This is a genomic window from Bradyrhizobium vignae, from assembly GCF_900324035.1.
GTDB classification, from domain to species: domain Bacteria; phylum Pseudomonadota; class Alphaproteobacteria; order Rhizobiales; family Xanthobacteraceae; genus Bradyrhizobium; species Bradyrhizobium vignae.
In genome coordinates, this window is sequence record NZ_LS398110.1 from 1,704,721 (window position 1) to 1,730,158 (window position 25,438).

Annotated in this window: 21 protein-coding genes and 3 pseudogenes; 14 read left to right on the forward strand and 10 right to left on the reverse strand. The window is 59.6% G+C overall.

Annotated features, from left to right (window positions below):
• Positions 1–48: 48 nt before the first annotated feature.
• Positions 49–984, reverse strand: a complete 936-nt coding sequence (locus BRAD3257_RS08225; protein ID WP_122401448.1) for an electron transfer flavoprotein subunit alpha/FixB family protein — start codon at positions 982–984, stop codon at positions 49–51.
• A complete protein-coding gene (locus BRAD3257_RS08230; protein ID WP_122401449.1) occupies positions 984–1,733 on the reverse strand; it encodes an electron transfer flavoprotein subunit beta/FixA family protein in 750 nt (249 codons plus the stop codon). Before BRAD3257_RS08230 ends, BRAD3257_RS08225 begins: the two co-directional genes overlap by 1 nt.
• 813 nt (positions 1,734–2,546) lie before the next feature.
• Between BRAD3257_RS08230 and BRAD3257_RS08240 the strand changes: the two genes are divergently transcribed.
• Positions 2,547–3,272 (forward strand): hypothetical protein, encoded by a 726-nt coding sequence (locus BRAD3257_RS08240; protein ID WP_145986981.1) that lies wholly within the window; start codon positions 2,547–2,549, stop codon positions 3,270–3,272.
• Between the two features lie 262 nt (positions 3,273–3,534).
• Here the strand turns inward: BRAD3257_RS08240 and BRAD3257_RS08245 are convergent, their stop codons facing one another.
• The 5 genes and pseudogenes from BRAD3257_RS08245 to BRAD3257_RS40795 all read right to left on the reverse strand — a co-directional run.
• A complete protein-coding gene (locus BRAD3257_RS08245) occupies positions 3,535–4,680 on the reverse strand; it encodes an alpha/beta fold hydrolase (protein ID WP_122406430.1) in 1,146 nt (381 codons plus the stop codon).
• Between the two features lie 111 nt (positions 4,681–4,791).
• On the reverse strand, positions 4,792–6,120 hold the full coding sequence (locus BRAD3257_RS08250; protein ID WP_122401452.1) for an SCP2 sterol-binding domain-containing protein: 1,329 nt from the start codon (positions 6,118–6,120) through the stop codon (positions 4,792–4,794).
• Positions 6,121–6,168: 48 nt separating this feature from the next.
• Complete coding sequence (locus tag BRAD3257_RS08255; RefSeq protein WP_122401453.1) at positions 6,169–6,486, reverse strand: 2Fe-2S iron-sulfur cluster-binding protein; 318 nt, start codon at positions 6,484–6,486, stop codon at positions 6,169–6,171.
• A gap of 85 nt (positions 6,487–6,571) precedes the next feature.
• Positions 6,572–7,594: an NmrA family NAD(P)-binding protein gene (locus BRAD3257_RS08260; protein ID WP_174221556.1), complete on the reverse strand. Its 1,023-nt coding sequence runs from the start codon at positions 7,592–7,594 to the stop codon at positions 6,572–6,574.
• 534 nt (positions 7,595–8,128) lie between these two features.
• Positions 8,129–8,215, reverse strand: a pseudogene (locus BRAD3257_RS40795) (transposase); the annotation flags it as partial.
• Positions 8,216–8,270: 55 nt separating this feature from the next.
• On the opposite strand from BRAD3257_RS40795, the pseudogene BRAD3257_RS42160 reads away from it, so the two are divergent.
• From BRAD3257_RS42160 to BRAD3257_RS08275, 3 genes and pseudogenes are all read left to right on the forward strand, one after another.
• Positions 8,271–8,570, forward strand: a pseudogene (locus BRAD3257_RS42160) (zinc ribbon domain-containing protein); the annotation flags it as partial.
• Positions 8,551–9,057, forward strand: coding sequence for a MarR family winged helix-turn-helix transcriptional regulator (locus tag BRAD3257_RS08270; RefSeq protein ID WP_197711530.1), 507 nt, complete (start codon positions 8,551–8,553; stop codon positions 9,055–9,057). The pseudogene BRAD3257_RS42160 and the gene BRAD3257_RS08270, both read left to right, overlap by 20 nt.
• A 91-nt stretch (positions 9,058–9,148) precedes the next feature.
• Positions 9,149–9,522: pseudogene (locus tag BRAD3257_RS08275) on the forward strand (transposase); the annotation flags it as partial.
• A gap of 306 nt (positions 9,523–9,828) precedes the next feature.
• Here the strand turns inward: BRAD3257_RS08275 and BRAD3257_RS08280 are convergent.
• Entirely contained in the window at positions 9,829–10,851 is a 1,023-nt protein-coding gene (locus BRAD3257_RS08280; protein ID WP_160118776.1) for a helix-turn-helix transcriptional regulator, read from the reverse strand.
• 288 nt (positions 10,852–11,139) lie between these two features.
• Between BRAD3257_RS08280 and BRAD3257_RS08285 the strand changes: the two genes are divergently transcribed.
• From BRAD3257_RS08285 to BRAD3257_RS08300, 4 genes are all read left to right on the forward strand, one after another.
• Positions 11,140–12,090, forward strand: a complete 951-nt coding sequence (locus tag BRAD3257_RS08285) for a fatty acid desaturase family protein (RefSeq protein ID WP_122401456.1) — start codon at positions 11,140–11,142, stop codon at positions 12,088–12,090.
• 25 nt (positions 12,091–12,115) lie between these two features.
• Entirely contained in the window at positions 12,116–12,280 is a 165-nt protein-coding gene (locus tag BRAD3257_RS08290; RefSeq protein ID WP_122401457.1) for a rubredoxin, read from the forward strand.
• A 636-nt stretch (positions 12,281–12,916) separates the two neighbouring features.
• Positions 12,917–13,375 (forward strand): (2Fe-2S)-binding protein, encoded by a 459-nt coding sequence (locus BRAD3257_RS08295; RefSeq protein ID WP_122401458.1) that lies wholly within the window; start codon positions 12,917–12,919, stop codon positions 13,373–13,375.
• A 1-nt stretch (position 13,376) separates the two neighbouring features.
• The gene (locus tag BRAD3257_RS08300; RefSeq protein WP_122401459.1) at positions 13,377–15,626 is read left to right on the forward strand and encodes a xanthine dehydrogenase family protein molybdopterin-binding subunit; all 2,250 of its coding nucleotides are present in this window, start codon (positions 13,377–13,379) and stop codon (positions 15,624–15,626) included.
• A 128-nt stretch (positions 15,627–15,754) separates the two neighbouring features.
• Here BRAD3257_RS08300 and BRAD3257_RS08305 read toward each other — a convergent pair whose 3' ends face one another.
• The gene (locus tag BRAD3257_RS08305; RefSeq protein WP_430648827.1) at positions 15,755–16,138 is read right to left on the reverse strand and encodes a hypothetical protein; all 384 of its coding nucleotides are present in this window, start codon (positions 16,136–16,138) and stop codon (positions 15,755–15,757) included.
• Positions 16,139–16,448: 310 nt separating this feature from the next.
• The gene (locus tag BRAD3257_RS08310; RefSeq protein ID WP_122401460.1) at positions 16,449–17,645 is read right to left on the reverse strand and encodes an acetyl-CoA C-acyltransferase; all 1,197 of its coding nucleotides are present in this window, start codon (positions 17,643–17,645) and stop codon (positions 16,449–16,451) included.
• Positions 17,646–18,078: 433 nt separating this feature from the next.
• Between BRAD3257_RS08310 and BRAD3257_RS08315 the strand changes: the two genes are divergently transcribed.
• From BRAD3257_RS08315 to BRAD3257_RS08340, 6 genes are all read left to right on the forward strand, one after another.
• Positions 18,079–18,405: a helix-turn-helix domain-containing protein gene (locus BRAD3257_RS08315; protein WP_181956133.1), complete on the forward strand. Its 327-nt coding sequence runs from the start codon at positions 18,079–18,081 to the stop codon at positions 18,403–18,405.
• Positions 18,406–18,602: 197 nt separating this feature from the next.
• Positions 18,603–19,583 carry a SphA family protein gene (locus BRAD3257_RS08320; protein WP_160118777.1) on the forward strand — a complete coding sequence of 327 codons (981 nt, stop codon included), beginning with the start codon at positions 18,603–18,605 and terminating at the stop codon, positions 19,581–19,583.
• Between the two features lie 142 nt (positions 19,584–19,725).
• Positions 19,726–21,846 (forward strand): PQQ-dependent dehydrogenase, methanol/ethanol family, encoded by a 2,121-nt coding sequence (locus tag BRAD3257_RS08325; protein ID WP_122401462.1) that lies wholly within the window; start codon positions 19,726–19,728, stop codon positions 21,844–21,846.
• A gap of 265 nt (positions 21,847–22,111) precedes the next feature.
• A complete protein-coding gene (locus BRAD3257_RS08330) occupies positions 22,112–22,903 on the forward strand; it encodes a crotonase/enoyl-CoA hydratase family protein (RefSeq protein ID WP_122401463.1) in 792 nt (263 codons plus the stop codon).
• Between the two features lie 53 nt (positions 22,904–22,956).
• On the forward strand, positions 22,957–23,853 hold the full coding sequence (locus BRAD3257_RS08335) for an alpha/beta fold hydrolase (protein WP_122401464.1): 897 nt from the start codon (positions 22,957–22,959) through the stop codon (positions 23,851–23,853).
• A 328-nt stretch (positions 23,854–24,181) separates the two neighbouring features.
• On the forward strand, positions 24,182–25,378 hold the full coding sequence (locus tag BRAD3257_RS08340; RefSeq protein ID WP_122401465.1) for an ABC transporter substrate-binding protein: 1,197 nt from the start codon (positions 24,182–24,184) through the stop codon (positions 25,376–25,378).
• Positions 25,379–25,438 lie beyond the last annotated feature (60 nt).

Here is a 25,438-nt window from a genome sequence, read left to right on the forward strand (position 1 = left end):
TGCGGTTGGAATTCCGACTGTTCGGCGGTCTCGCGGCCGCCGCTTGCGTTACTTGCCGAGTTCGGCCGTCAGCTCCGGAATCGCCTGATAGAGGTCGGCGACCAAGCCGTAATCGGCGACCTGGAAGATCGGCGCGTCCTCGTCCTTGTTGATCGCAACGATCACCTTGGAGTCCTTCATGCCGGCCAGATGCTGGATCGCGCCGGAAATGCCGACGGCGACGTAAAGCTCGGGCGCCACGACCTTGCCGGTCTGGCCGACCTGCCAGTCGTTCGGCGCATAGCCGGCGTCGACCGCGGCGCGCGAGGCACCGACACCGGCGCCAAGCTTGTCCGCCAGCGGCTCGATGTACTTGGCGAAGTTTTCCCGGCTCTGCATGGCGCGGCCACCGGAGACGATGATCTTGGCCGAGGTCAACTCGGGACGGTCGCTCTTGGCGACTTCCTCACCGACGAAGGTCGACAGGCCGGGATCGGCGGCCGCCGCGACGTTCTCGACCGCGGCGCTACCGCCTTCGCCTGCTGCGGCAAAGGTCGAGGTTCGCACCGTGATGACCTTCTTGGCGTCCTTGGACTTCACCGTCTGGATGGCGTTGCCGGCATAGATCGGCCGCTCGAACGTATCGGGGGCGACCACCTTGATGATCTCCGAGACCTGCATGACGTCGAGCAGGGCGGCGATACGCGGCATCACGTTCTTGAAGCGGGAAGTCGCGGGCGCGACGATCGCGTCATAGCCGGACGCCAGCGACACCACGAGCGCAGCCAGCGGCTCGGCGAGATCGTGTGCATAGAGGTCGCCGTCGGCGAGCAGCACCTTCTTCACGCCGGCAAGCTTGGCTGCGGCATCCGCCGCGGCCTTGGCGTTCTGGCCGGCCACCAGCACCTCGACATCAGCGCCGAGCGCGGCGGCCGCGGTGAGAGCCTTGTTGGTCGCGTCCTTCAACGACGCGTTGTCGTGTTCGGCAATCAGCAGCGTCGTCATCAGAGCACCCCGGCTTCGTTCTTGAGTTTGGACACCAGCTCGGCGACGTCCTTGACCTTGACGCCCGCCTTGCGGCCGGCCGGCTCCGTCGTCTTGAGAACCTCGAGGCGTGCGGCGACGTCGACGCCGTAATCGGCGACGGCCTTCTCCGCGATCGGCTTCTTCTTGGCCTTCATGATGTTGGGCAGCGAGGCATAGCGCGGCTCGTTGAGGCGGAGATCGGTGGTGACGATCGCCGGTCCCTTCAGCTTCACCGTCTGCAGACCGCCGTCGACTTCGCGGGTCACCTTGAAGTCAGAACCTTCGACCTCGAGCTTGGAGGCGAAGGTCGCCTGCGACCAGCCGAGCAGCGCGGCCAGCATCTGGCCGGTCTGGTTGCTGTCGTCGTCGATCGCCTGCTTGCCGAGGATGATCAGGCCCGGCTGCTCTTCTTCGGCGATCTTCTTCAGGATCTTGGCGACCGCGAGTGGCTCGACATTGCCCTCGGCCTTCACCAGGATGCCGCGGTCGGCGCCCATGGCAAGGCCAGTGCGGATCGTCTCCGACGCCTGCGCCGGTCCGATCGAGACCACCACGACCTCGGTCGCCTTGCCGGCTTCCTTCAGGCGCAGCGCTTCCTCGACTGCGATTTCGTCGAAGGGGTTCATGGACATCTTGACGTTGGCGAGTTCAACGCCCGATCCATCGCCCTTGACCCGGACCTTGACGTTGTAGTCGACGACCCGCTTTACCGGCACAAGAACCTGCATCGACTTTACTCTCCCTACTAAGAACCTGTTCGGTAAGTTCCAAAATTGAACTTGTCAAGTGGATGGCGGCCGTCGAACGCACCCGCAGGACGTCGGCCAGCACGGCTGGGCCTTTATGTCTGTCGCGAACAGACCGCACGGTCCGTCACGCTCGATCGCTTATTCATTATTGACTAGGCGCTGCATCAAATTTGCAGCTGCGGTCAGCCGCCTGAGTACATCAATTATCGCCAGAATCCGCGCACCCATGTCCCGGGGGATCGCTCGCGCTCCTTAAGACGCTCGACGACGGAGGTGAGGTCAGCGAATCTTGCGACGAGATCGAACGAGAGAGGCAAGCCGTGACATTGCCGCGTCGCCAATCGCGGCACAAATGTCGCTCGATCTAACGCGAATGGTCGACGCATTGGCGATCGGACTTGCTATCGAGATCGATCCGACGGTCGTTGAAAACATCCGGGCTGCGGCGGGCCGACACGAGCAGCCGCTTATCATGAAGCTTCCGAACGCTACAGCCGGCATCGAGATTCAGCCATCCGGAAGATTACGTCCGGTCCGGATGCACGATGCTGCGAATGGCGAGGACATGGATCCCCTGCTACCTGCGGACCTCATGCGCCAAGTGCAGCTCCTGACCGTGAAGAGCCGAGATCACGCCGCCGAACTACTCGCGCCAATCATAACGCCGGGCGCATACCCTCGAGATCCGAATTTCAGTCTGTCTTCCGATGGTCGGCTCTTGTCGAAGGGCTTTCAAACGCGCTCGGTGCCGGCCTGCTCGCGAGCCTGGACCAACTGCGGAAACCAGCGAGAGTGGAGGCTTACGATGACCTCCATTCAAGCAAAGCCGTGCAGCGGTACTACGATGCAAGCCATATCATGGCACATCTCACGCTCATGAGCAGCGCCGCCACGGTCCTGCCCGAAATGGCCGCGCTCGGGGTTTGCCAAGAAGAATGGACTCCGAGCCTCGGATTCACGCGAGAGCGCACGGTTTGGCTGGCGGCGGTCGGGGCAAAATCAGCCGCCGCGTTCGGGCCCGCCATGATCGAGTTCTATGTGCACGCGCTCGGCGCGTCCAGACATGCGATAAGGATATTCGACGCGCTGTTTGGCTTGGCTGCCATCGCCCTCAGATATGAGGATGTCCGAGAAAGGGTACTGAGAGCCGTCATATCCCACGCCGAGACATCTGCCGGTCAACTTGTCGACGACGTGGCAGCGGTAGCTCTCGCCTATAGATCGGCAATCGATATCCTCAAGTGTCGTCCTCGTGAACGCCAAGTCACGGCGGCGCTTGCTCGAGTAGGCTGGAAAGGTGACAACGAGGGAGACGGACTCGCTTCGCCGGAAGCGTTCCGCCTCGATCCGATGGAAGTCGGGCCAGACGGAAAAATGCTCGGTTTCAGCGTGCTGCCTTCGATGCTGAGCGCTTCGCCCGGCCAGCATTATCCGCGATCGAAGTCTCGCGTATTTCGCCTTAAACTTAGCGAAAAAGAGTTGCCACGAATTATGAGGCGAGCCTGGCCTTCATCTTAGGCCGTCACGCGAAGCTTTTTCGGCTCGGCATCTCGCGAAGGTCTCCCCCCAAAAAAGAACCGGCTGCTTCTCGCAGCCGGTCTAGTAGTCCATGTCCTAGTCTCGCCAACTCGGACTGGACGGGAGGGATGCGTAGTAGAGCACCGTTAAACTTGGTAATCAATTCCAAAAAGGAACGTATAAGCCTGCTTTTGCGGCCAGCCTTTCTCGGGACCAAATTGCCGATGCCGGCCCCGATACACGGTCATTTGCCAACCGACGGTCATTCCGTCGTTGGTTTGTCTCCGAGCCAGTGCATGAATTCGGCGACGTGCTGGGCCCAGAAACTGGGCCAGGTCATGGTTAGATGGCCTGGCGATGATTTTGTACCCTCTTGAATCAGGTAGCGCCCTTGTTCGAGCTTCGGCACCGCACTCTCGAGAACGCGCAGCTCGGATGGATTGAACTCGTCGTCGGAAAAGTTGAGTGCAAGGAGCTTCGTCCTGATCTTCGATAGCTCTGGCTCCGGATCGTAGCTGAATGATGATCCGAGCGAATAGAGCATGTCGTTCGCGTCGACATGCTCGGCCGCGATTTGGTTGGTTCGCAAGAACTTATCAACCGCTTCCCCCGTCGGGACTTCATGCTGCAGAGCGGAGGCGCTGTCGATCATAAGGCGCAGGACGTTGTAACCCATAATCCATCCGCGCGGAGTGGCCGTGTAGTTTCCATTGTTCCATTCGGGGTCGGTACGGATTGCCTCGATTACCATTCGCCTCCAGAGCAAGTTTCGGCCCGAAACGGCAATCGGCAGCGAAACCACAGGCATCACGCCGTCCATCATATCGGGGTAGGCCTCGGCCCACTGCCAGGCGTTCATGCCACCCATCGATATGCCCAGAATTGCGTGAAGGTGTTTTATGCCGAGAGTTTCGGTTACGATCTTGTGCTGGAGATCGACGATGTCTCCATAATCGTACTTGGGGAATTTCGCTTTCAATCCGTCGCTCGGCTTGCTCGACTGGCCGTGGCCGAAGCTGTCCGGAAACACGAGGTAGTATCGGCGCGCGTCGAGCGGCCGTCCGTCGGCGAACAGTGCGTCGTGAAAAGTCGGGCTCAGCAGGACGCGGCTATCCGCGCCTGTCCAATGCAGAACAAGGACGGCATTATCGATTTCACCCTTGGCATTGAGGTGCGGTGTGCCGAGCGTCGAATAGTGAAGTTTGAGGCGAGCCAGCGTCTCGCCGCCGCGGAATTTATAGTCGTCGAGCCACACATCAGCCGACAACGCGGCCGAACTTGTCGCATCGCCCGCGCGCGCCGCGAGCTGGGACTCCGATTGCGCGGACCCGGATTCTAAGAAGAACGTGCTGGACAATAGAAGTCCGAGCAGCAGGCTGGTCCCTGCGCGAACAGTTTGGTGTTTCATGACGTTCTTCCTCTTTTGTTGGTGTTCAGAGCGGTCAGCGTGGGAAAGTTTGACCCTGACGAGGTGGACGGCAAAGCCCGACAAGCGACTGGGGAGGCCAGATGGACCCACTCAACTGGGAAAGCAGGCGCCGAACGCCTTGAGCAATTTCGGCGGGCCCTTCAGCCGTATTTTCCGTTGAGCAAGCGCCAACACGACGGACAGTCGTCCGGTGAGCGTCTGCAACCATGCCGTCGAGTCAGCTTGGATTCGCAGGTCGGCAGTCCCACTCAGGCCGTTGGTGACAGTGAGCTTCTGATTCCTTATGACTACCGTGGCTTCTGCAGGCTGTTCGCCCGTGAACACGAAATGATAGGTGGCGTTCAGACCTTTGGACTTGCCACGCTGGAAGCTGAGACCCATCCCAAAAAGAAACGCGCCGATACTCGTGGCTCGAGCACTCGTTCGCACGAACCGGAGAGTCTTGTGCGGGAACATTTTCGCGGCATGGCTGGCTGCGTCTGAGTCTCGAACGACGTAGAGTTGCTCGATTTTCTCCTGTAGGGGTTTGAGGATCGTTTCCACGTGGCCCTTCCGATCCGCCAGATAGTCCGCCATGACATGCTCGCCCGCCGGGCAGACTGCAACGCAATAGGCGGCATTGTAGTTGGGGCCGTACGAGAGGCTCTGCCAACGCTTCACAGTCTCCGCCAGCGGTTGACGATTTCGGTAGTCCTTGGCCGATTTGGCGTCGGCTATATCCTCGATCCAGTGAGCGAACCCGCCCATGAATTGCTGATAGTTGTGGTTCAGACAGGACGAGAAATCGAAGTATCCGTCCGGTTTGATTGCGCCGACCGGACAAGCCACGACGCATAGCTTGCACTCGAAGCACGGATTGTAGTCGAGCGAAGTCGCAGGAGCCTCGACTTCGAGGTCGACCAGGACCGTGCCCAGCAGGATGAAGCTGCCGAACTTGGGATGAATGACGCTACGATGGATCCCACGCTTGCCCATTCCGGCCGCCTCGGCGACGAGCTTGTGCGAGACCACCCAGGCCCTTTCAGGATACCGGTCGAACTCCATCGGAAAGGCCATCGGCGGGTTCAACGCCGAGATTCCCATGTCCTCGAGCCGGCGAACCAATTCGCGGGCGATGTCGTCCACGTCGTGGCTGACTTGATGGAATTCGTTGTTGGCCGCTGAACGGGTGGGCGAGCGGATTGGGGCTCGATGTGTCCTGGACACGATGCTTACCGCAAGCTTAGCTCCCCCAAAAGCGCGGCGTGCATGGACCGCTTCGTCCTGAAGGAGCGGATCGTCAAGGCTGACGATGCCGCAATCGTCGGCGCCGCACTCCATCACCAGCGACTTGAGGGCATCGAGGCTCAGCTTGGTCGGCGGCGCCGGCGGATTGAGCCTAATGCGTTCGGCAATCGGATGGTCGTTCAGTCCCGCCATATCGGGCTCCTGTTGTTTGGGTGCGTACCGCCGGCCCGCGCGCCGGAATTACTGGAATTCCGGTAGACTGACGCGAAGGCCGTCTAGTGCGACCGTGACCTTGATTTGGCAGGATAGGCGGCTATTCGAGGCAGTATTGTTCGCGCACTCCAACATCTGCTCTTCGATAGGCGACTTGGGAGGCAATGCATCGACCCAGCCCGCATCCACGTACACGTGGCAGGTGGCGCAAGCGCAGGCTCCGCCGCAATCGGCATCAATGCCCGGAATGCCGTTCCTCACGGCTCCTTCCATCACGCTGAGGCCGGACGAAACATCGACCGTGTGCAGCTTTCCGTTGTGCTCGACGTAGGTAATTTGGGGCATCAAACCGTTCCTCTCGGTAGAAGGCATTGGAACGACGAGAGCCGCGTGTCTCCAGCCTCGCCTCCGCTCTCGCGGTAATGGGACCTCAGGCACGCCGTCGCTTGAAATCCTTCAGGTCGCGGTGCTGAAGTTGGTTCGGCGCATCCTGCTCGAAGCGCCAGGCCTCTGTCGCGATGACCGCTCGCAATGAAGTCGCGGGCCGGTCGAGCAAACGCTCTATGTCCTCCGTGACCTCGGCGACGTACTTGTCTCCGCCATTCTGTAGGGCGAGGTTCTCAAGGTGTAGAGCTATGTGATCGGGAAGACCGGGCGCCAGCGTGCGGAGTCGGCTGCGAAAATCTTCAATCGTCGAGGGCACGTAGGTAATCTTGCGGCCGAGAGCCGCCGAGAAATCCTCGGCGAACTCGTACCAGTTCCTCCGGACGGGACCGGTGAGCCTGTAGGACTTGTTCTTGTGATTTTTGGGGTTGGCTAGAATGGCGACACAGACTTCGGCTACGTCGACGGTCGCGACCGGAGCAGTCTTGGCTTCGCCGAACGGCAACCGGATCGTGCCATCTTCCTTGATGGTTGCCGCAGGCATCCAGAGCGTGATCGGGTTCTCGACGAACATGGCCGCCTGAATGTGGCAGACGGGAAGGCCGGACCAATCCAACGCACGCTCCGCCGCCCAGTGCACGAACTGCTGCGGGGACCATTGGACGTCAGCACCTAGAATATCGATCCTTGCCGCGTCGGGTAACGACATGTTGTCGAGCGTCATGTAGCTTTGCTCGACGTCCGACATATTAACGAAGATTTCACAGCGCCCCTCGCGTTTCGCCGCGGCCGCCATGAGGATGGTCGCGTCCGCGTAGTAGGGATTTAGGCTCATGCTGAAGTAGATGCGTCTTGCCCCTTGGACAGCCCGAGTGACGTCGCGTGGATTCAAAAGATCGCCGACGAATACGTCGGCGCCCATTTCGCGCAGGTCATGGGCGCGTTGGTCGTCAGTACGAACGAACGCGCGGACCGGCAAATTTCGCTCGCGAAGGCTGCGCACGATGCTTCGCCCGATAGAGCCGGTGTGACCGCCGGCGCTCGTTACGAGGATCGCTTCGTCGCTCATAGGTTCAGTCTTTCCCCTTTGACGATGAAAATGTTTGCGCTGGCTGGGTCCCCTTTCCGTGCCCACGCAGTGTGATCGATGGGTCGTCGGAGAGGGTTGTCGGTCGCGGGGCGAACGCCAAGTTCGCGCGGCGGGCTCGAATGCCGACGGCGAGCAGGCCGGATAGAGGTGAAAAGTGAGTGGTCTCACGGAACGGTTCGTCGGCGAGGTCCTCCCCGGTGTTGCCCGCGTAGTTCATGACCCGCGCAGCGGCGTACCGCCTGAACGAGCTTGCATTCTCAGCCTTTTCAGATGCCATTTATCCAGACCTGACCCTCGGTGTGCAACGACGCCTTAGGCCGAAGCTCGACCGCGGTTGCCGTTCTTCAAATAAGGGCATATGAGACTATCATCCGGCGCCCGGCCGGGCAACGCAGTTTTTGCGACGGTTCACTTTGCACGATTTGATCTTCTTGCGCGCCGCAGACCCGGCCCTTTCAGGGCCGGGTCGAGGCGCGTGTTTGCGATATGTTGCTTCACGATCGCGGGCGGGGGCGCCACCACTTTCAGCAAGTTCACCAACCTGCTGAGTTGCAAGGTCGGCGGGTACTCGACAAGCAGGTGGACGTGGTCTTCTTCGCCGTACGGATCGTCCCTCGTCGTCGTAGACCCCGCCCATACGTCGGAGACCTGCAGCGCATGCGGCGTTGTCGATGCGGAGGCCCGCATTACGCGCGCTCGCTACCTCTGCAGCGCGTGCGGCAAAGACTTCGACGCCGACGTCAACGCGGCGAAGAATATCCTTGCCAAAGGCATCAGCTCAACTGGAGGACTTCCGGGGATGGCCTGTGAATCGAGCCATACTATCGGCCGGAAGCAGGAAGAAGACGCCCGGGAAGAAGCTCGGCCCTTGAGAGCCGAGAGTAGTCACGCTAAAGCTCGTGTTGGGAGCCTTGACAATCCAAAGGGATCTATTCTTGGCACGTCGAACCATTGAGATCAGTGATTTCCCCGAGAACTGCACCTGCAGTCAATTGAGGAGGGCGGCGCGGCGCGTGTCCCGTTATTACGACCTTTGCCTTGCCGCCACTGGGCTCAAATCCACTCAGTATACGCTGCTTGGATTCCTCGGCTCGGAAGGCCCGATGACGATGGCAAGTCTGGCGAACGCTATGACGATGGATCGCGCAACCATCGGGCATAATCTTCGGCCGTTGGAACGCGACGGACTGGTCAGGATCAGGATCAGCGAGGAAGATCGCCGGGTGCGTCAGGTGACAATCACGGATCGCGGCAAGTCGGCGTTGTTGGCCGCCTACCCGGCCTGGAAGCGTGCACGGTCGGAGTTCGAGTCGGCATTCGGCGTGCGCGAGGCGAGCCACCTGAGAGATCTCATGACCCGCGTGATCGAAGCGCCCTTGCCAAAAGTCGGGATCGAGCCGACTAAATCTTCCTCGGGCCAAGGCCGCCGAAAACAGAAGTAGGGTCCATCCGGGCGCTCTCCGCGCGGATGCCCCTTCTTCCTTCGGGAGCGCTTTCTCTTATGCCCGTCCCGAAAGGGTTGAGCAGATGGGGCGCTCACGCGGCGGCCGGCCAGCCTCGCCGAGCGCCTGCATCATCGACAGCCAGAGCGTGAAGACCAGCGAGGCAGGAGGCCCGCGCGGCTACGACGCCGGCAAGAAAGTCATGGGCCGCAAGCGTCACGCTATCGTCGACACCGATGGGCGCGGCCTCGTCCTGTTCGCCCATCCCGCCAGCGTGAAGGATCGCGATGGGGCAGGCCCGCTGCTGGCAGTATCACGCCGACTGTTTCCCTTCATCGAGAAGGTGTTTGCCGACGCCGGTATCAGGGACCTTGGGTCGCGACGGCGTCTCGCATCGCCGTCGAAATCGTCCGACGCAAGCCCGACCAGATCAGCTTCGCCGTCCAATCGCGCAGATGGGTGGTGCTGCCGCTGCCATGGTCCCTATCCTACGCATCGCCCGATTAGCATGACTTTCGAGGACGGGCTCTTAGTTATCTGACCGCAAGTGAGCCTCAAAACCAAAACCGTTGACCACCACCTTGGTCGTTTCTGATGCGGCCGTTCCAAGCGCACGTCGGACACTTACGACAGCGGCTGATTCTCTCCCGTCAGCCCGTAAACAAGACCAAGCTTGGAGACGCAACGATCCCGATGAAGGACATCGCATCGTAAGACGCAAAACCTTGCCCATCCTCATCAGTGGGGATTGTGCCCGTCGAATTTTCCGCTTCAAGTCGAATTCGCGGCATGCCGGAAATCGGACCGGTATTGAGACGGAGTGCAGCCTCGAACTCGCCGGAAGCTTCGGGTGAATCCGGCCTGATCGCTGAAGCCGATCTGCTCAGCTATCTCCGAAAGCTGCATATCCGAGCGGCGCAGGAACCAGCAGGCCAATTCCGTGCGTACCTCGTCGAGCAGGAGTTGATAGCTTAGTTTCTCGGATTCTAACTTTCTGATCACGCTTCGCTTCGACATTGCGAGCTCGTCTGCGACTTCCTGGAGGGAGGGCCACGCTGACGTCTTCTGCCGCAGCAAGCAGCGAACTCTTGCTGCCGTGTTGCCCATTGATTTGGCCAGCTCGTCGTCGCCCACCATCTTGAGTCGCTCGCACAAGTCGGAATCGGCGCTATGGGATCGCCTCATCGCGACGTCCAAAGGCAATCGAACACCTAGGTAGCGACTCTCGAAGTCGAACAATCCCTCTACCTGCGACGGCTGCGACCGAGAAGGCGTCCTCCACGGAAAAGCGAGACGGATGTCCTCGTCCAACGCGTCTCCCGAAATTGCCTTTAGGATGTTGTAGAGGGCAAGAACGGTAGCGTACCCCATGAACTGTTGGAATTCACCCAATTGCAGACGGGGCTTCATTTCGATAATCGCATGGTCGCCCTGCCGGAAGCACCGGTGCGTGAACATTGCGTTTCGGACGGGCGCATAGCGAGCCATTGTGACCATCGCGTCCCATAAAGTTTCGCTGGACATGGCGGAAAGCCCCATTGATCCGTGCGCGGCCCCAGGAATCGCCAAGCCCAGCTCGATACCAGTCTCCGGCTCGTCGGCGGCATGCCACGCCTCAAACAAGAATAGGAAATCAGCGATAGGCAGCAGGCGTGGCTGCCCCGGTGCGACATCCGGGGTCGCTGATATGTACTCGGCAGAGATATGGAAATAAGTGGAGTGTAGGCTTGGTTCAAACCAAGATGGAGATAGCCCGCGGCAGGTGCTGCGTATTGCCCGACTGATTTCCGCCATGGACGTCGTGCCCCGCTGGGATGGCATGCTAAGACAAATCTTCGCGACTTCAACAATGGTCCATTGCAACTCGCCGCGCAGGCCCTGCTGCGTTCGGGTATATGGCTTGGCCTGCTATGGCGCTGGCAACTTACGACAAATAATTGTCACCTTCAACAATGGCTCCTCTTTGCCGGCGCGCCCTAAGCTTTCGGAAACGGATCGCCGCATGAATCCGTGATTCACAAAGTCTAGGGACGGACAACATGAAAGATCAAGCACAACTGAAGTGTCTGGAGGCCATCAGCTATGTCCTCTAACGCTTCCGCCAAGTACCCCGTCAGAGTGCCGACTGAAAAGCAGGCCGAGCTCTATCGCCTGACTAACCCGCCGAAAGTGGCTTGGCCGACCGTGGCGGTGCTGGTCTACGTCGTCTTCGGCGTCATCGCCGTCGACGTTGCAGCTATACGGGGCCTTATTCCCTTATGGGTCGGGACGCTCTTGAATGTCGCGACCATGTACCCCTTTTTTCATGTCATGCACGACTCGATGCATCGGGCCGCGTCATCCAACGTCAAGCTCAACGATTGGATCGGCCGGATCGTCCTGGTTGCTACCGGCTCGCTGGGCACGTTGGAGACGATTCGCTATTCGCACATGATGCACCACCGCTTTACCAACGATCCGCAGGATCCCGATCATTATTTCCATGGGAGCTGGTGGACGCTGCCTTTTCGCTGGATGACCCCCGACCTTCGCTATTCCTGGTATAACCTGCGCAGTAGCGACCCGCGCGCCCAAAAGGTCATGAAGGACTCGCTTCCTTACACGATCGCGGTCCTCTCGATTTTCGCCGGGATATTCTACCTTGGGTATGGTTGGGAATGGTTCATGCTGTTCCTTCTGCCTCAGCGCCTGATGCTGGGTCTGATGTCCTTTGTGTTTCTGTGGCTCCCGCACCTAGACGGCGACGAGAAGGGTGAACTTTCGCATATCAAGCCAGCCGCGTCGACCAGTCACAACCTGACAGCAGGTACCACCATTCGGCTCGGTTTCGAAAAGTTGCTGGCTCCTCTGATGCAGTGGCACAACTACCATCTGATCCATCATCTCTGGCCAACTACACCATCGTACAATCACGCCAAGGTCTGGAAGCTCATGGAGCCGGAACTTCGCGAGCGAGACCTGCGCATTCAGCACGACTTCGACTTGATTCCCACACTACACGTCGGCGGCACCACTGCCGTAGGCGCGCAGTAAGCCTGCATATTGCGGGAGACGAGCGATGAGAAAGTATCGTTGCGCTTACTGCGCCCACGTCTACGACGAAGCCGAGGGCGATCCGGACTCCGGGATCGCCCCCGGTACGCGGTTTGAGGATATTCCTGACGATTGGCAATGCCCTGAATGCGGAGCGGCAAAGGGTGATTACCACCTCATCGAAGATTGAGCTCGTAAGAGGTCGCCTTCGGCCGGGAGTCCTAATGCGCGCCTTATTCAGGAATGCGGCGGGGCCATTCGTGTCTGAATTGGCGGTAATCTCTGCAAAGGCCCCTATTCATTACGGAAAGACGAATAGGTGGGCTTGCGGAGCCTCTCATCGAAATAGGCCGTCGCGTCGGCGGCGGCTGGTTTCGACAGAGCCGGAAAAGAGGTCGTATGGTCGCAATGAATATTGATAGCCATAACGGAGTGCCGCAGCCCAGCTTGTCAACGCAGTTGGGACGGCTCTCATCGACTTCCTGCGAAACCTCGAGCCTGACTACTAGGAGGCGGACTACATTCTCGAGCGCGTTTGCCGGCTTGAGCGCGATTTCGCCCAATTCAAGCAAGACCTGTCCGAGAAAGACGCCGCAACATCGGACTGGTGGTCTCTCGTTGAGAGACGCAAGAGAGGATTCTTGAAACTCCGCACATCTCTAAACAGCGCGTCCGCAAATCCAGCCGTCGATGGAGGGGGCCGCCTTCCATTTCCACGTCATGAACGCCGGCTACCTACCAAGTTCGGGCATCGCGTTTAGTCGATTGCGATGCCGGAAGGAGCAGATAGGTCTCGGCGTCGTTTCTTGTCACAGGAGCACTCGCAATGCAATTGACCGTCAACGGTAAGAAACATGATTTGGACGTCGAACCTGAAATGCCGCTCCTTTGGGTGCTCCGGGACGAGCTTGGCATCTTGGGGCCGAAGTACGGTTGCGGCGCAGGCCTTTGTGGCGCATGCACGGTTCATGTCGACGGTTCTGCGGTGCGCTCTTGCTCGATCACCGCGGGAGAAGTTCGCGGCAACGTCACAACGATCGAGGGCCTCGGAACGGCGTCGAACCCGCACATCGTTCAGCAGGCCTGGATCGACCATCAAGTAGCGCAGTGCGGCTACTGTCAATCCGGACAGATGATGACAGCAGCCGCATTTCTGTCGAAGACGCCCGAGCCCTCCGAGGCTCAGATCTCCGATGCGATGAGTGGGAATCTCTGCCGATGCGGAACCTATCCCCGCATCCGTACTGCCGTAAAAGCTGCAGCTCAGATGACGAAGGGGAAGTAGCGTGGCTCGTCTCAAGACAATTGCAAGGCGCACATTTTTGGTCGGCTCCGCTGCGATCGTCGGCGGGGTCGCCTTCGGCTACTACAGCTTGCGCAAGGAGCCTCAGAACCCACTTCTGAAAGATCTGAAGTCGGGCCAAGCGGCGATCACGCCCTACGTCCGAGTAGACTCTGAGGGCGTTACGCTGATCACTCCCCGAGCCGACAAGGGGCAAGGCGCATATTCGATTCAGGCTCATCTGATCGCGGAGGAACTCGATGTGGATCCGAACAAGGTCCGCATCGATCCCGGTCCGCCAGATACAGCCTACTTCAACAGCAGGATCATGGACGACAGCCTGCCATTCGCAACCATCGACGAAGGTGTCATGGCCCGGGGGGCGCGGGGCGGCGGGGAAGTGCTGAGTCGCCTACTCGGCATGCAGATCACCGGCGGGTCGTCTACCGTCCCCGACGGCTATCATAAGCTGCGCGTGGCGGGTGCGGTTGCGCGCGAGACATTGAAGGAGGCGGCGGCCAGACGGTCGGGCGTTCCCCGGTCGCAACTGAAGACCAGCGACGGCAAAGTCATCCTGCCCGACGGAAAGTCGGTTACATACGCGGAACTAGCCGCCGAAGCGGCGCAGATTGCTCCGATCACGGATGTCGCGCTCCGACCGGAGAAGGAATGGCGCTACATCGGAAAGAGCATGCGGCGGATCGATATCGTCGCGAAATCTACCGGTACCCAGCGTTATGGAATCGATGTTCGTCTGGATGGCATGGTCTACGCGACCGTGCGGACAAATCCGGGCATTGGCGGGACGATCAAACGATATGACGCCTCTAATGCAGAAAAAATGAGAGGCGTCAAAATGATCGTTCCTATCAAGGACGGTGTCGGCGTAATCGCCGACAACACCTGGAGAGCCTTTCACGCCGCAGAGGCTATCAAAATCGAATGGAACGATCCGCCCTATCCGGCCGATTCGGCGGGCATGTGGAAGGTGCTCGAGGGTTCGTTCTCGAAAGACCAGCAGGACAGTCGGCTTCGCAACGACGGAGATGTCGAAAAGGCGCTTGCCGGCGCTTCCAAGTCGATCGAAGCGGAGTATCGGACACCGTATCTGGCACACGCGCCGCTCGAGCCCATGAACGCGGTTGTCCTCTACACGAAGCAAAGGATCGACATCTGGACGGGGACTCAGATCCCGGTCTTCTTACGAGCCCATGCTGCGAAGTTGACGCAACTGCCCGAAGAGAAGGTCTATGTGCATGCTCAGCCGATCGGCGGTAGCTTCGGAGCGCGCCTCGACGATACGTATGCACAGCAGGCCGTCGAGCTGGCGATGGCGATGGAGGGCGTTCCAGTTAAGATGACGTGGAGCCGTGAAGAAAACATGGCGCACGACTACCCCCGCCCGATCCAGCTCTCCCGCGCCAAAGGAAGCGTTCGCGACGGCAAAGTGGAGAGCATGAGCATCGATATCGCCGGCCAATCGATGGGAGCATCCTGGTTCAGTCGTCTGCAGGCGCCCGTTCCTCCCGGTCCCGACACCACAAGCGTCAACGGTATTTGGGATCAGCCCTTCTCAATTCCGAACTACCGCGTGACAGGATACCGGACGAAAGAAATGGTGCCGGTCAGCCCGTGGCGGTCGGTAGGGGCCTCCGGCAACGGCTTCCATTGTGCGTCTTTCCTGGACGAACTGATATACGCCGCCGGCGCGGACCCGATGTCCGAATTAATCCGTCTGTGCAATCACGAGCCTTCGAAGGCCGTTTTGCATACATTGCGAGACATTTCCGATTGGAAAGGTGTCCGCCTAGACGATCGGCGAGCCCGCGGCGTCGCGCTTACCTTGTCGTTCGGTGTGCCGATGGCGCAGGTCGTAGAGATCAGCGACACCGCTCAAGGGATAAAGATCGAAAAAGTCTTCGCGGTCTGCGACGTGGGGCGCATTCTCGATCCTGTCAATTTCGAAGCGCAAGTTCAGGGCGGCATCATATGGGCCCTAGGGCATGCGATGAACTGCGAGCTGACGTATGACAACTTTGCGCCCAACCAGACGAACTTCCACGTTTACGAGGCCATGAGATTCCCTCAGGTGCCGAAGATCATCATCAAAGGCCTCGAACTCGGACCCGAGGTGCGAGGGATCGGTGAGCCTCCAGTCCCACCGGCGGCACCGGCGCTCGCCAACGCGATCTTTGCTCTGACGGGCAAGCGAGTGCGCGAATTGCCTCTGAATAAGAGCGTCAAGTTCGCTTGATTACGCGATGGCCCCAAAAAATGGGAAATGACGGCCACCCAGTAGCCGTCATTTCGCGGAACCCGCGGTCGGAGGATGAGCGGAGCAGCGGATTCCGGCCGCGCTTTCCCGGCGTCTCCTGCGACTGCTTACGTCATCGTGCCCGGAATGAAACATCGAATGATTGGATGCCCGTCGAGATAGTAGGGCCATACCATGGTCTTTCCGAAAAGATTCGGCTGCGTGAGCACTGCGCCGTCCGGGACGTCGACCCACTCCCCATCGATGTGAACGCTGTAGTGCTTGCCGTCCGGGCTCGTCTTCCATTCCACGTCCCTCAGTACGCGTCCATCCGCATCTGAACAACAGGGGCCCTTCTCGGAATGCAAACTCTCGAACCAGTCATGGAGAGGAGAGTTGGCGTAGCGCCCGTCGGGATCGCGGGCGTGCGCGAAACCTATGCCGAATACAAGTACCGACAGAAGGCCCGTCGTCGCGAGGGTGCCGACAACCGACTTGGGAGCTATCCTCATCATGCCGCCTTTCAGAAGCCGAACGTTCGGATCGCGAAGCGAAACCGTACGAAGGCGAGTGCTCGCAGCCTCCGATCGACGCAGGCAGCTAGTGACTATTGATTTAGGAGTTACTCGGAGTTTTTTCAATGGCGGGACGAACGCCTTGGCGGAAGGCCAAATGAAATGGAACCCAGGTCCGCGAGCGGCGCGGCGAAAGGGGCCCAGAAGCGCCTCACGCCGCCCTGCTCTCCCAGGGCGGCGTGCGTCCGGATTTCGGCCGTGCGTCCGATGTCGCGACGCTCTCGGCCCGCGGCTGGGATCTAGACCTTCAATTCGAACGGCGTTCGATGGCAATGGCGGTAGCTTCGCCGCCCCCGATGCAGAGCGCGGCAACCCCGCGCTTGAGGTTGTTCGCCTCCAGCGCGTGCAGCAGCGTCACGATCAGGCGCGCGCCGGTGGCACCGATCGGGTGGCCCAGCGCGCAGGCGCCGCCATTGATGTTGAGTTTTTCGCGAGGGATGCCGAGGTCGCGCTGCGCCGCCATCGCGACGACGGCAAAGGCCTCGTTGATCTCGAACAGATCGACGTCGGAGGCCGCCCAGCCGACCTTGTCCAGCAGCTTGCGGATCGCCGGGATCGGGGCGGTCGTGAACCATTGCGGCTCCTGGCTGTGGGTGGCGTGGCCCTTGATCTCTGCGATAGCAGGCAGACCGTTGCGGTCCGCGAGGGAGAGTTTCGTCAGCACCAGCGCCGCGGCGCCATCGGCATTGGCAGAGGAGGCAGCCGGAGTGATGGTGCCGTTGGCGCGAAACGCCGGCTTCAATCCTGGGATCTTTGCGGGATCGACCTTCAGAGGATGCTCGTCATTCGCGATGACGCGTGGGCCGGCCTTTTCGGTCAGCGTGATCGGCGCGATCTCTGCCTTGAACGCACCGCTCTCGACCGCCTTGCGTGCGCGGCTCAGCGTCTCCATCGCGTAGGCATCCTGGTCCTTGCGGGTGAACTGGTAAGTTTCAGCGGTGGCTTCGCCGAAATCGCCCATGGAGCGGCCGGTCTCGTAAGCGTCCTCGAGTCCGTCCATCATCATGTGGTCGATGATGCGGTCATGGCCGGCACGATAGCCGCCGCGCGCCTTGGCGAGGAGATAGGGCGCGTTGCTCATGCTCTCCATGCCGCCGGAGACCACGATCTCGGCCGAGCCGGCGCGGATGATGTCGTGCGCCAGCATGGTCGCCTTCATGCCGGAGCCGCAGACCTTGTTGACGGTGGTGGCGCCGGTGGCATCGGGCAGGCCGGCCGCGCGTGCGGCCTGGCGGGCCGGTGCCTGGCCTTGGCCGGCCGGCAACACGCAGCCCATGAAGACCTCGTCGACCTTCTCGGGCGAAAGCTTGGCGCGTTCCAACGCGGCCCCGATCACGTGCGATCCGAGCTTGTGCGCGGCCAGCGGCGACAACTCGCCCATGAAGCGCCCGAGCGGGGTGCGGGCAGCGGACGCAATGACGATTGGATCAGTAACTGCAGTCATGGAGAAGCTCCTCGCTGTTCGATGTTGGCTGATGACCATCATATTATTTGTTCCTCGAAATGCAAATGCACCGACTTTTGGCCCCCTGCGGTGGTTGCGGTTCGCAACACTCCCCGACCCGCGCTCTTGCGCCCTTCATCGGAGCTCAGATTTGTGAAATGGGGACATTCGTGTCGGCGAGAGTTGTCAGTCTACTCAACGGACCGGGGACCCGATCGGGCGACGGCATTTCGCCCCGCCGCGGCGAGATGGGTGCCTAAAGGTCCCAAAGGAGATGAAACAACTCGCGCTGCGGCTCGACGGTATATCCGAACGTCGGATTGGCATTAATGATCCGCCTCGCTGACGAGAAGCCAAGCTCACGATTTCCTACGGTACGTCGCTCGCAAATCCCATCGGTGAGATGCTGCACGCACCCTCGGGCGGCCGCCAAATGCAACTCACAACCAACGGAGTCTGCCGAATGCTAGTATGGGCACGTCAGATAAAGGCCGGACGCTCTCTCATCGGGTGGGAGCAATTTCAGCTCGCGTTGAAAGCAGGCGTGGGGATTGCAACGATCCGCCGACTCGAGCGCATGAGCGGACCCATCAATGCGCATTTCGAAACGATCGCGAAGATAAGGCGGGCCCTTGAGAGTGCGGGTGTCGAGTTCATCGGCGAGCCGAAGCCTGGCGTCTGTGTGCGCTTGGATTGCGTTCGAAGCGCAACGGAAGGCGACCACGGCAATCAACAATGGTCAAAAGTAGATCACAAATAGTATGTGAGAGATCATTGGTAATATCCGTGTACCCGTTTTGGCACTTCCAATAAAATACTCACTATTACTTTAGTAGACACATTGTCACAGCGATCTTTCTCCAGTCTGATCAGGTGAGCCATTTCGGCGCACAAGCCAGCAGCGACACACAATCGTTGGCGGACATAGTAGGGGGAAAGATGATTGCAAGGTCAGCAATGGCGGGCATCGCTGCGCTCATCGCAACTATGTCGGCAATCTCCAGCGCGAACGCCTTCGAATTTGGTTCGCCAGGATGGGAGCAGAAGCCGGGCATTACGATCGGAGGAAGCGCAGGACTACCTCCGGCCGGCATCTACTCTTTCAATCAGGTCTTCACATACCAAGCCAATCTGACCGGACCGGGGAATGCCCTGCTCAATCCTGCGGGCACCAAGACCGGCGAACAGGTCGCGGTCGGCGTAAACGGAATCCTGTTTGTTCCAGGTTGGACCTTCCTCGGCGCGACGTATTCAGCTGTGCTGGCGCAGCCGTATGTCATGGCAAGCGTTGGAAATCCCGTGAACACGCAATTCTCGGGCATTCACAACGCTTATGTCGTACCTGGCGAGCTGAGCTGGAGGCTGGGAGATAGCGGCTTCTTCGTGAAGGCGGGTCTAGGAATGTACGTGCCCACGGGCACGGTGACCGGAGCCAATGGACTCGGAAACGCAGGGCACCCCTGGTGGACATTTCAGCCAGAATTCATCGTGTCCTACCTGAAAGACGGCTGGAATATCACCGCAAATCTATATGGTGAGATCAACACCAAGAACACCATTACCAACTATAGAAGCGGCGACATGCTCTTTGCCGAGTTCACCGCCGCCAAGACCATCGGCAATTGGACGATCGGGCCGGTCGCCTACTACGCGGGTCAGATCGGTAACGACACTTCCAGTGCGTTCTACGGCGGTGCCATCAACGTGAACCGCTACAATATCTGGGCGGTCGGTGGCTTGGTGGGTTACAACTTCGGTCCGGCGGCGCTCAACGTCTGGGCTTTCGACGAGGTCTCCGCTCGCGCATCGGGCGGAACGCTGGTCCCGGGGTTCGATACGGCAGCAGTTTTCAAAGGCTTCAGCGTATTCGCAAACCTGAGCTTCCGTCTCTGGGCGCCCGAAACTCCCTCACCGACCCTACCCAAATTCCACAAGTGACAGTCGGCGGCGGCCCGTCGTGATCCACCGCAGCAAAGGACGTGCGGCCCGCGCCAAGCGCCCAGTTGCCACCGCGTTTCCGCGCAAGTTGCCGCCTGAGAGCACCCAAAATCACAGTCAATCAGCTACTTCGGAGAATGCGATGAAGAAAATTGGAGCGATCTTGGCCGTCTCTTGCCTGGCAGTCCTAGCGGCGCGGCCGGGTGTCGGCGCCGAGCCGTTGGCCGCCAACGTCTCCGCCGAACGGCTTTCCAACGCTGCCGCCGAGAATGGCAATTGGATGCTACACGGGCGAACATACAAGGAGGAACGGTTCAGCCCTCTCGATCAGATCAAGCGGGAAAATATCGAGCAGCTGAGCCTCGCTTGGCATGCCGATCTGGATTCGGAGCGCGGTCAAGAGGCCACGCCGATCGTCGTCGACGGCATCATGTACGTTAGCACGGCGTGGAGCAAAGTATTCGCGTTGGACGCGGCCAGCGGCAAGCAACTGTGGTCATATGATCCTAAGGTGCCCGGTGAATGGGCCGTGCACGCGTGCTGCGACGTCGTCAATCGCGGAGTTGCGGTTTGGGAAGGGAAGGTCTTCGTCGGGACTCTAGATGGCCGGCTGGTCGCCCTCGATTCCAGGACCGGAACGCCGGTCTGGGAGACGCTGACGATCGATCGGAAATATCCCTACACGATTACAGGTGCGCCGCGTGTCGTCAAAGGGAAGGTCCTCATCGGAAACGGCGGCGCCGAAATGGGGGTCCGCGGCTACGTCACCGCCTACGACACCGCGACCGGCAAGCAAGTGTGGCGCTTCTACACGGTCCCGGGCGATCCTTCGAAACCCTTCGAAAGTCCGATCCTCGCATCCGCCGCAAAGACGTGGTCGGGCGAATGGTGGAAGTTCGGCGGGGGAGGGACCGTCTGGGATTCGATGTCCTACGATCCCGAGCTCGACTTGCTCTACATCGGCGTAGGCAACGGCAGCCCTTGGAATCACAAGATCCGGTCGGAAGGAAAGGGCGACAACCTTTTTCTATCCTCGATCGTTGCACTTCGTCCGGACACCGGGGAGTACGTCTGGCACTACCAAACGACCCCCGGCGAATCCTGGGATTATACCGCTACTCAGCACATGATTCTTGCGGACATGCAGATTGAGGGACGGGAGCGCAAGGTGCTGATGCAGGCACCGAAGAACGGTTTCTTCTACGTCTTGGATCGAACGAACGGGAGATTGATTTCGGCGGAGAAGTACGCGCCGATGAATTGGGCAACCGGCGTCGACAAAGAGACAGGCAGACCGATAGAGAACCCCGAAGCTCGCTACGCGAACAATCCGAACGGCCTCTTCATCGCTCTACCTGGGCCGAGCGGAGCCCACAACTGGCAACCGATGTCCTTCAGTCCGCGCACTGGTTTGGTCTACATCCCCGCGCTTACGCTCGGATTTCCGTTCTTGGCCGATATCAGCATGACGGCCGACCGCGAACAGGGATGGAACGCCGGAGTGCGGATGGGAGTAGCGCTCCTGCCGACGGATAAAAGGACCAGAGACGAAATGAAAGGCAATGTTTTTGGTCAACTACTGGCCTGGGATCCGATCCGTCAAAAGGCAGCCTGGGCTGTCCGTCATCCTGGAGTTTGGAACGGTGGCCTTCTTTCGACCGCCGCGGATCTCGTCTTCCAAGGAACGCAGCAGGGCGAGCTCGTGGCCTACAGCGCCGTCGACGGCACCAAGCTTTGGTCGCGCAAGACACTGTCCGGCGTGATCGCGCCGCCGATCTCGTATGCGGTGAATGGAGAACAGTACGTCGCGGTTCTTGTCGGGTTCGGTGGGTCAATCGCCCTCACTGGAGGCGAAGCTGCGCTCGGTACTTTCCCAAAGCCCAACAAACCGCGCCTGCTGGCCTTCAAGATTGGAGGTAAAGATGCGCTGACAGCCGGGGTCGAAAGGACGGCGGCTACCCCCACCTCCATGCCTTCGAAGATCGGAGACGCACAAACGGTCGCAAATGGCGACGAGCTGTACCACCTCTACTGCGGAGCCTGTCACGGTATCGGGGCGATCAGCGGCGGCGTACTCCCCGATCTGCGTCATTCCGAACTGGTCGGAAGCCGCGACGCGTTCAATTCCGTGGTCAGAGACGGCGCACTGAAGTCCAGGGGCATGGCGCCTTTTGCGACTGTGCTTTCCGATAGTCAAACCGAAGCGATTAGAGCCTACGTGATCGATCGGGCGCACAATCCCATTCCTGAAGAACTTCAATAGCAGCACCAAATCGGCCGGACCGCCCGCAAATCGCTGGGCGGACCGACCTCGAATGCGATGCGAATTCAGGCCGATCCCCCAGGCGGCGCGAAATTCACCGCCCGAGAGTGGCGCAGCAGGCCCCCCCTCGGGGGACGGCATTCACTCCTGAATAGGCTTGGCACAATAATTGTTGTAGCCGGTACCTTCGCCCCATCGTCAACTCGTCAAAAAGAGAACGCTCTTCTGGCGACGAGGCCGCCGCTTTCCGCGACTGGAGGATGCAATGAGCGATGGCAAGGCCTCATCTGGCCGGATCCGGACAGAGGTTCATGGCCGAGTATTCAAGATCATTATCGACAATCCCGCGAAGAAGAATTCGTTCACGCCCTCGATGATGGTGGAGATGTCGAACGCCATCACGCTCTTGGACAACAACAACGAGTATTGGGCCGGCGTCGTTTGCGCTGAAGGGGCCGATTTCACATCGGGTCTCGACATGCCCAAGTTCTTTGGCCCGGCCGCCCAAAAAGCAGAGATTTCGCCGAGCAACATCGATGCGTTTTCACTCAAAGGGCGTTGTCGAAAGCCGATCGTGACGGCGGTGCAGGGCATCGTCTATACGATCGGGATCGAAATGATGCTTGCCGGCGATATCGTCGTCGCAGCTTCGGACAGCCGCTTCTGCCAGATGGAGGCAAGGCGGGGGATTGCGCCTCTCGGCGGCGCTCACTTCCGATTCCTAACGCGAGCAGGTTGGGGGGATGCGATGTATCACCTCCTACTTTGCGACGAATTCAATGCCGAGCGAGCTCACTCGATCGGTCTAGTGCAGGAAGTTGTCGAGCCTGGTAGGCAGATCGAAAGAGCCATGGAGCTGGCGCAGACCATCGCAAAGAATGCGCCGCTCGGGATACAGGTCACCAAACAAGCCGCGCTAAAGTATATCGAAGCGGCCGAGCGGGATGCTATCGGCTACATACCCAAAATCAAGGATCGGGTTCTCAACAGCGAGGACATGATGGAAGGGATTCGATCCTTCGTAGAGCGTCGCCCCGCCGTGTTCAAAGGTAAGTAGCCCGCCCGGCAGAGCCTGGAGAAGCCCGAGCCCCTGAAAGGAAGCATGTAAGGATGATCGATGCTCGCGAAACCTTCAACGGCTCATGGCCCTTCCAGCCTCGTTATTTCGAGGGCAATGGCTTTCGGATGCACTACATCGACGAAGGCAGTGGCGATCCCATCGTCTGCCTGCATGGTGAGCCCACCTGGGGCTACATCTATCGTCGCTTCATCCCGCCGCTCGCCGCTTCCCACAGAGTGATCGTCCCCGACCATATGGGTTTCGGCAAGAGTGAAACACCTCCGGGTCGCGAATATTCGCTCAGGAGCCACGTCGAGAACTTCACCAAGCTGGTCGAAGCCCTCGATCTAACGAACATCACGCTCGTCGTGCAGGATTGGGGCGGCCTCATCGGATCTGCGTTCGCACTGCGACACCCCGATCGAGTCAGACGGCTGTTTCTCCTCAACACGGTCAGCGGGTACGGCAATGCCCCGCCGGGTCTGACCCCATGGTTCCAATTCGTCCTCAATCATCACAGAGGAGGCACGCTCGGCGAAGTATTGGGACATCTGAACCTCAACATCCTGAGCGTCATGAAAACCCAGGGCCTGGAAAACCTTTCGGTGGTGAATCCGGATTGGCTTGCGGCTTACGGCTCTCCATTTACGACCAAGGAAGAGTGCATCGGGGCGATCGAATTTCCCCTCGATGCGCTACTGGGAAGGATCCAGCCCTATCTCGCGGAGGGCCTTCCGCTCATCCAGAACCTCAAATCCAAACCGGCGATGCTTGCGGTTGGCATGAAGGATCGCGCCATCTTGCCCGACACACAGATCGCGGATTTCAGCGCGGTTTGGCCGGGTAGGCCGATCATCAGGCTCCCGAACGCAGGACACTTCAGTCAAGAAGATGCACCTGAAACCGTGATCGCGCTTATCGAGCTATTCATTAGCAGTACTAAATGATGCGCCGTGCCTCGAACTGCGTGCCGGAGCGCCTCGGTGCGCCAGGGCCGATATAAGTTCCAAAACGAAATCAGTGGACGCGCCGGACATGTGCCGTCGCTGAGCGTCCGTCGCAAGCCTCCCGATTTTCCCTGCAATGATGTCGCAGTCGATCGTGTGAGCGGAGCGCTTGACTAGTTCCAAAAAAGAACGCTAGAGTTAGACATAGATCGTCATGGTTAGACCTGCGGTCGTCGGAGCTCTGCCGAGGACTGCCAAGCGAGCGCGCCAAGCGAAGAAGGTCAACTAAGCGTAGTTGCGCGTCAGAACGCGCGCAGGGAGGATATCGATGTTGGCAAAGTGGATCGCGATTACCCTAACTGTCCTTTTGGGCAGTCCCGCACACGCGGCAGAAAACCCCGGCGTATCCGATACCGAAATCAAGATCGGCGGTGTTTTCCCCTTCAGCGGACCGGCATCTTCGATCGGGCTCGTGGGCAAGGGCCTCATTGCCTACATTCAATCGCTGAACGATCGGGGAGGCGTCAACGGCCGCAAGATCAACTACATCGCGTACGACGACGCGTACAGTCCGCCCAAGGCCGTGGAGCACGTGCGCAGGCTGGTCGAGAGCGACGAAGTGGCTTTCATGTACGGCCAGCTCGGTACGCCCGGCATCTCGGCTACGGCAAAGTATCTCAGGGCGAAGGGGGTGCCCAGCATCGCAATCGTCAGCGGCGCGTCGAAGTTCACGGATGTCGCGAACTATCCGCTAACCACGACCGGTCTCGTCAGCTACGATACCGAAGGGAAGATCTACGCCAAGTATCTGTTGAAGACGCTTCCCAACGCGAAATACGCAATCCTTTATCAGAACGACGACCTCGGCAAAGACTACGTCAATGCCTTCAGGTCGTATGTTGGGAGCGATTTCGATCGGAAGGTCGTGACTGCGGCCTACGAAGTCACCGAGCCGACCATAGACTCGCAAATCACAAACCTGAAGAGTTCGGGCGCCGAGGCGCTGGTCGTGGCCGGGACCCCAAAGTTTGCGGCGCAGGCGATCCGCCAGGCGTCCGTCATCGGTTGGAAGGCGACCGTGATCATCAACTTCCCATCGAATTCGGTTGGCGGAACGCTGACGCCCGCCGGACTCGACAAATCGGTTGGCGTGATCGCCGGCACGATCACCAAGGACATTGCAGATGAGACCTGGAAGGACGACCCTGGTCTGCAGGAATATAGGACGTTTGTCGAGAAGTATCTGGCCGGGGCGGACATCCAGAATGGGAGCTACGCGGTAGGGTATCAGCAGGGAATTCTGCTTGAGCGGATCCTGAAACAATGTGGCAACGATCTTTCCCGCAAGAATATCCTCGCGCAAGCAAAAAATCTCAAACACGTTGTCCTGCCCATCGCGCTGCCGGGAGTCGAGGTCAATACCAGCGAGGAGATGAATATGATGTGGTCTCAAATGCGGCTGCAGCGCTGGACCGGCAAAAATTGGCAGTTATTCGGAGATGTGCTCGACGCCAAGTCCGAATAAGCGTTCTGCGGGAAAATTGACTGGGCGGCGCATGATGGAATGCGCTGCCGCGCTCCTCAG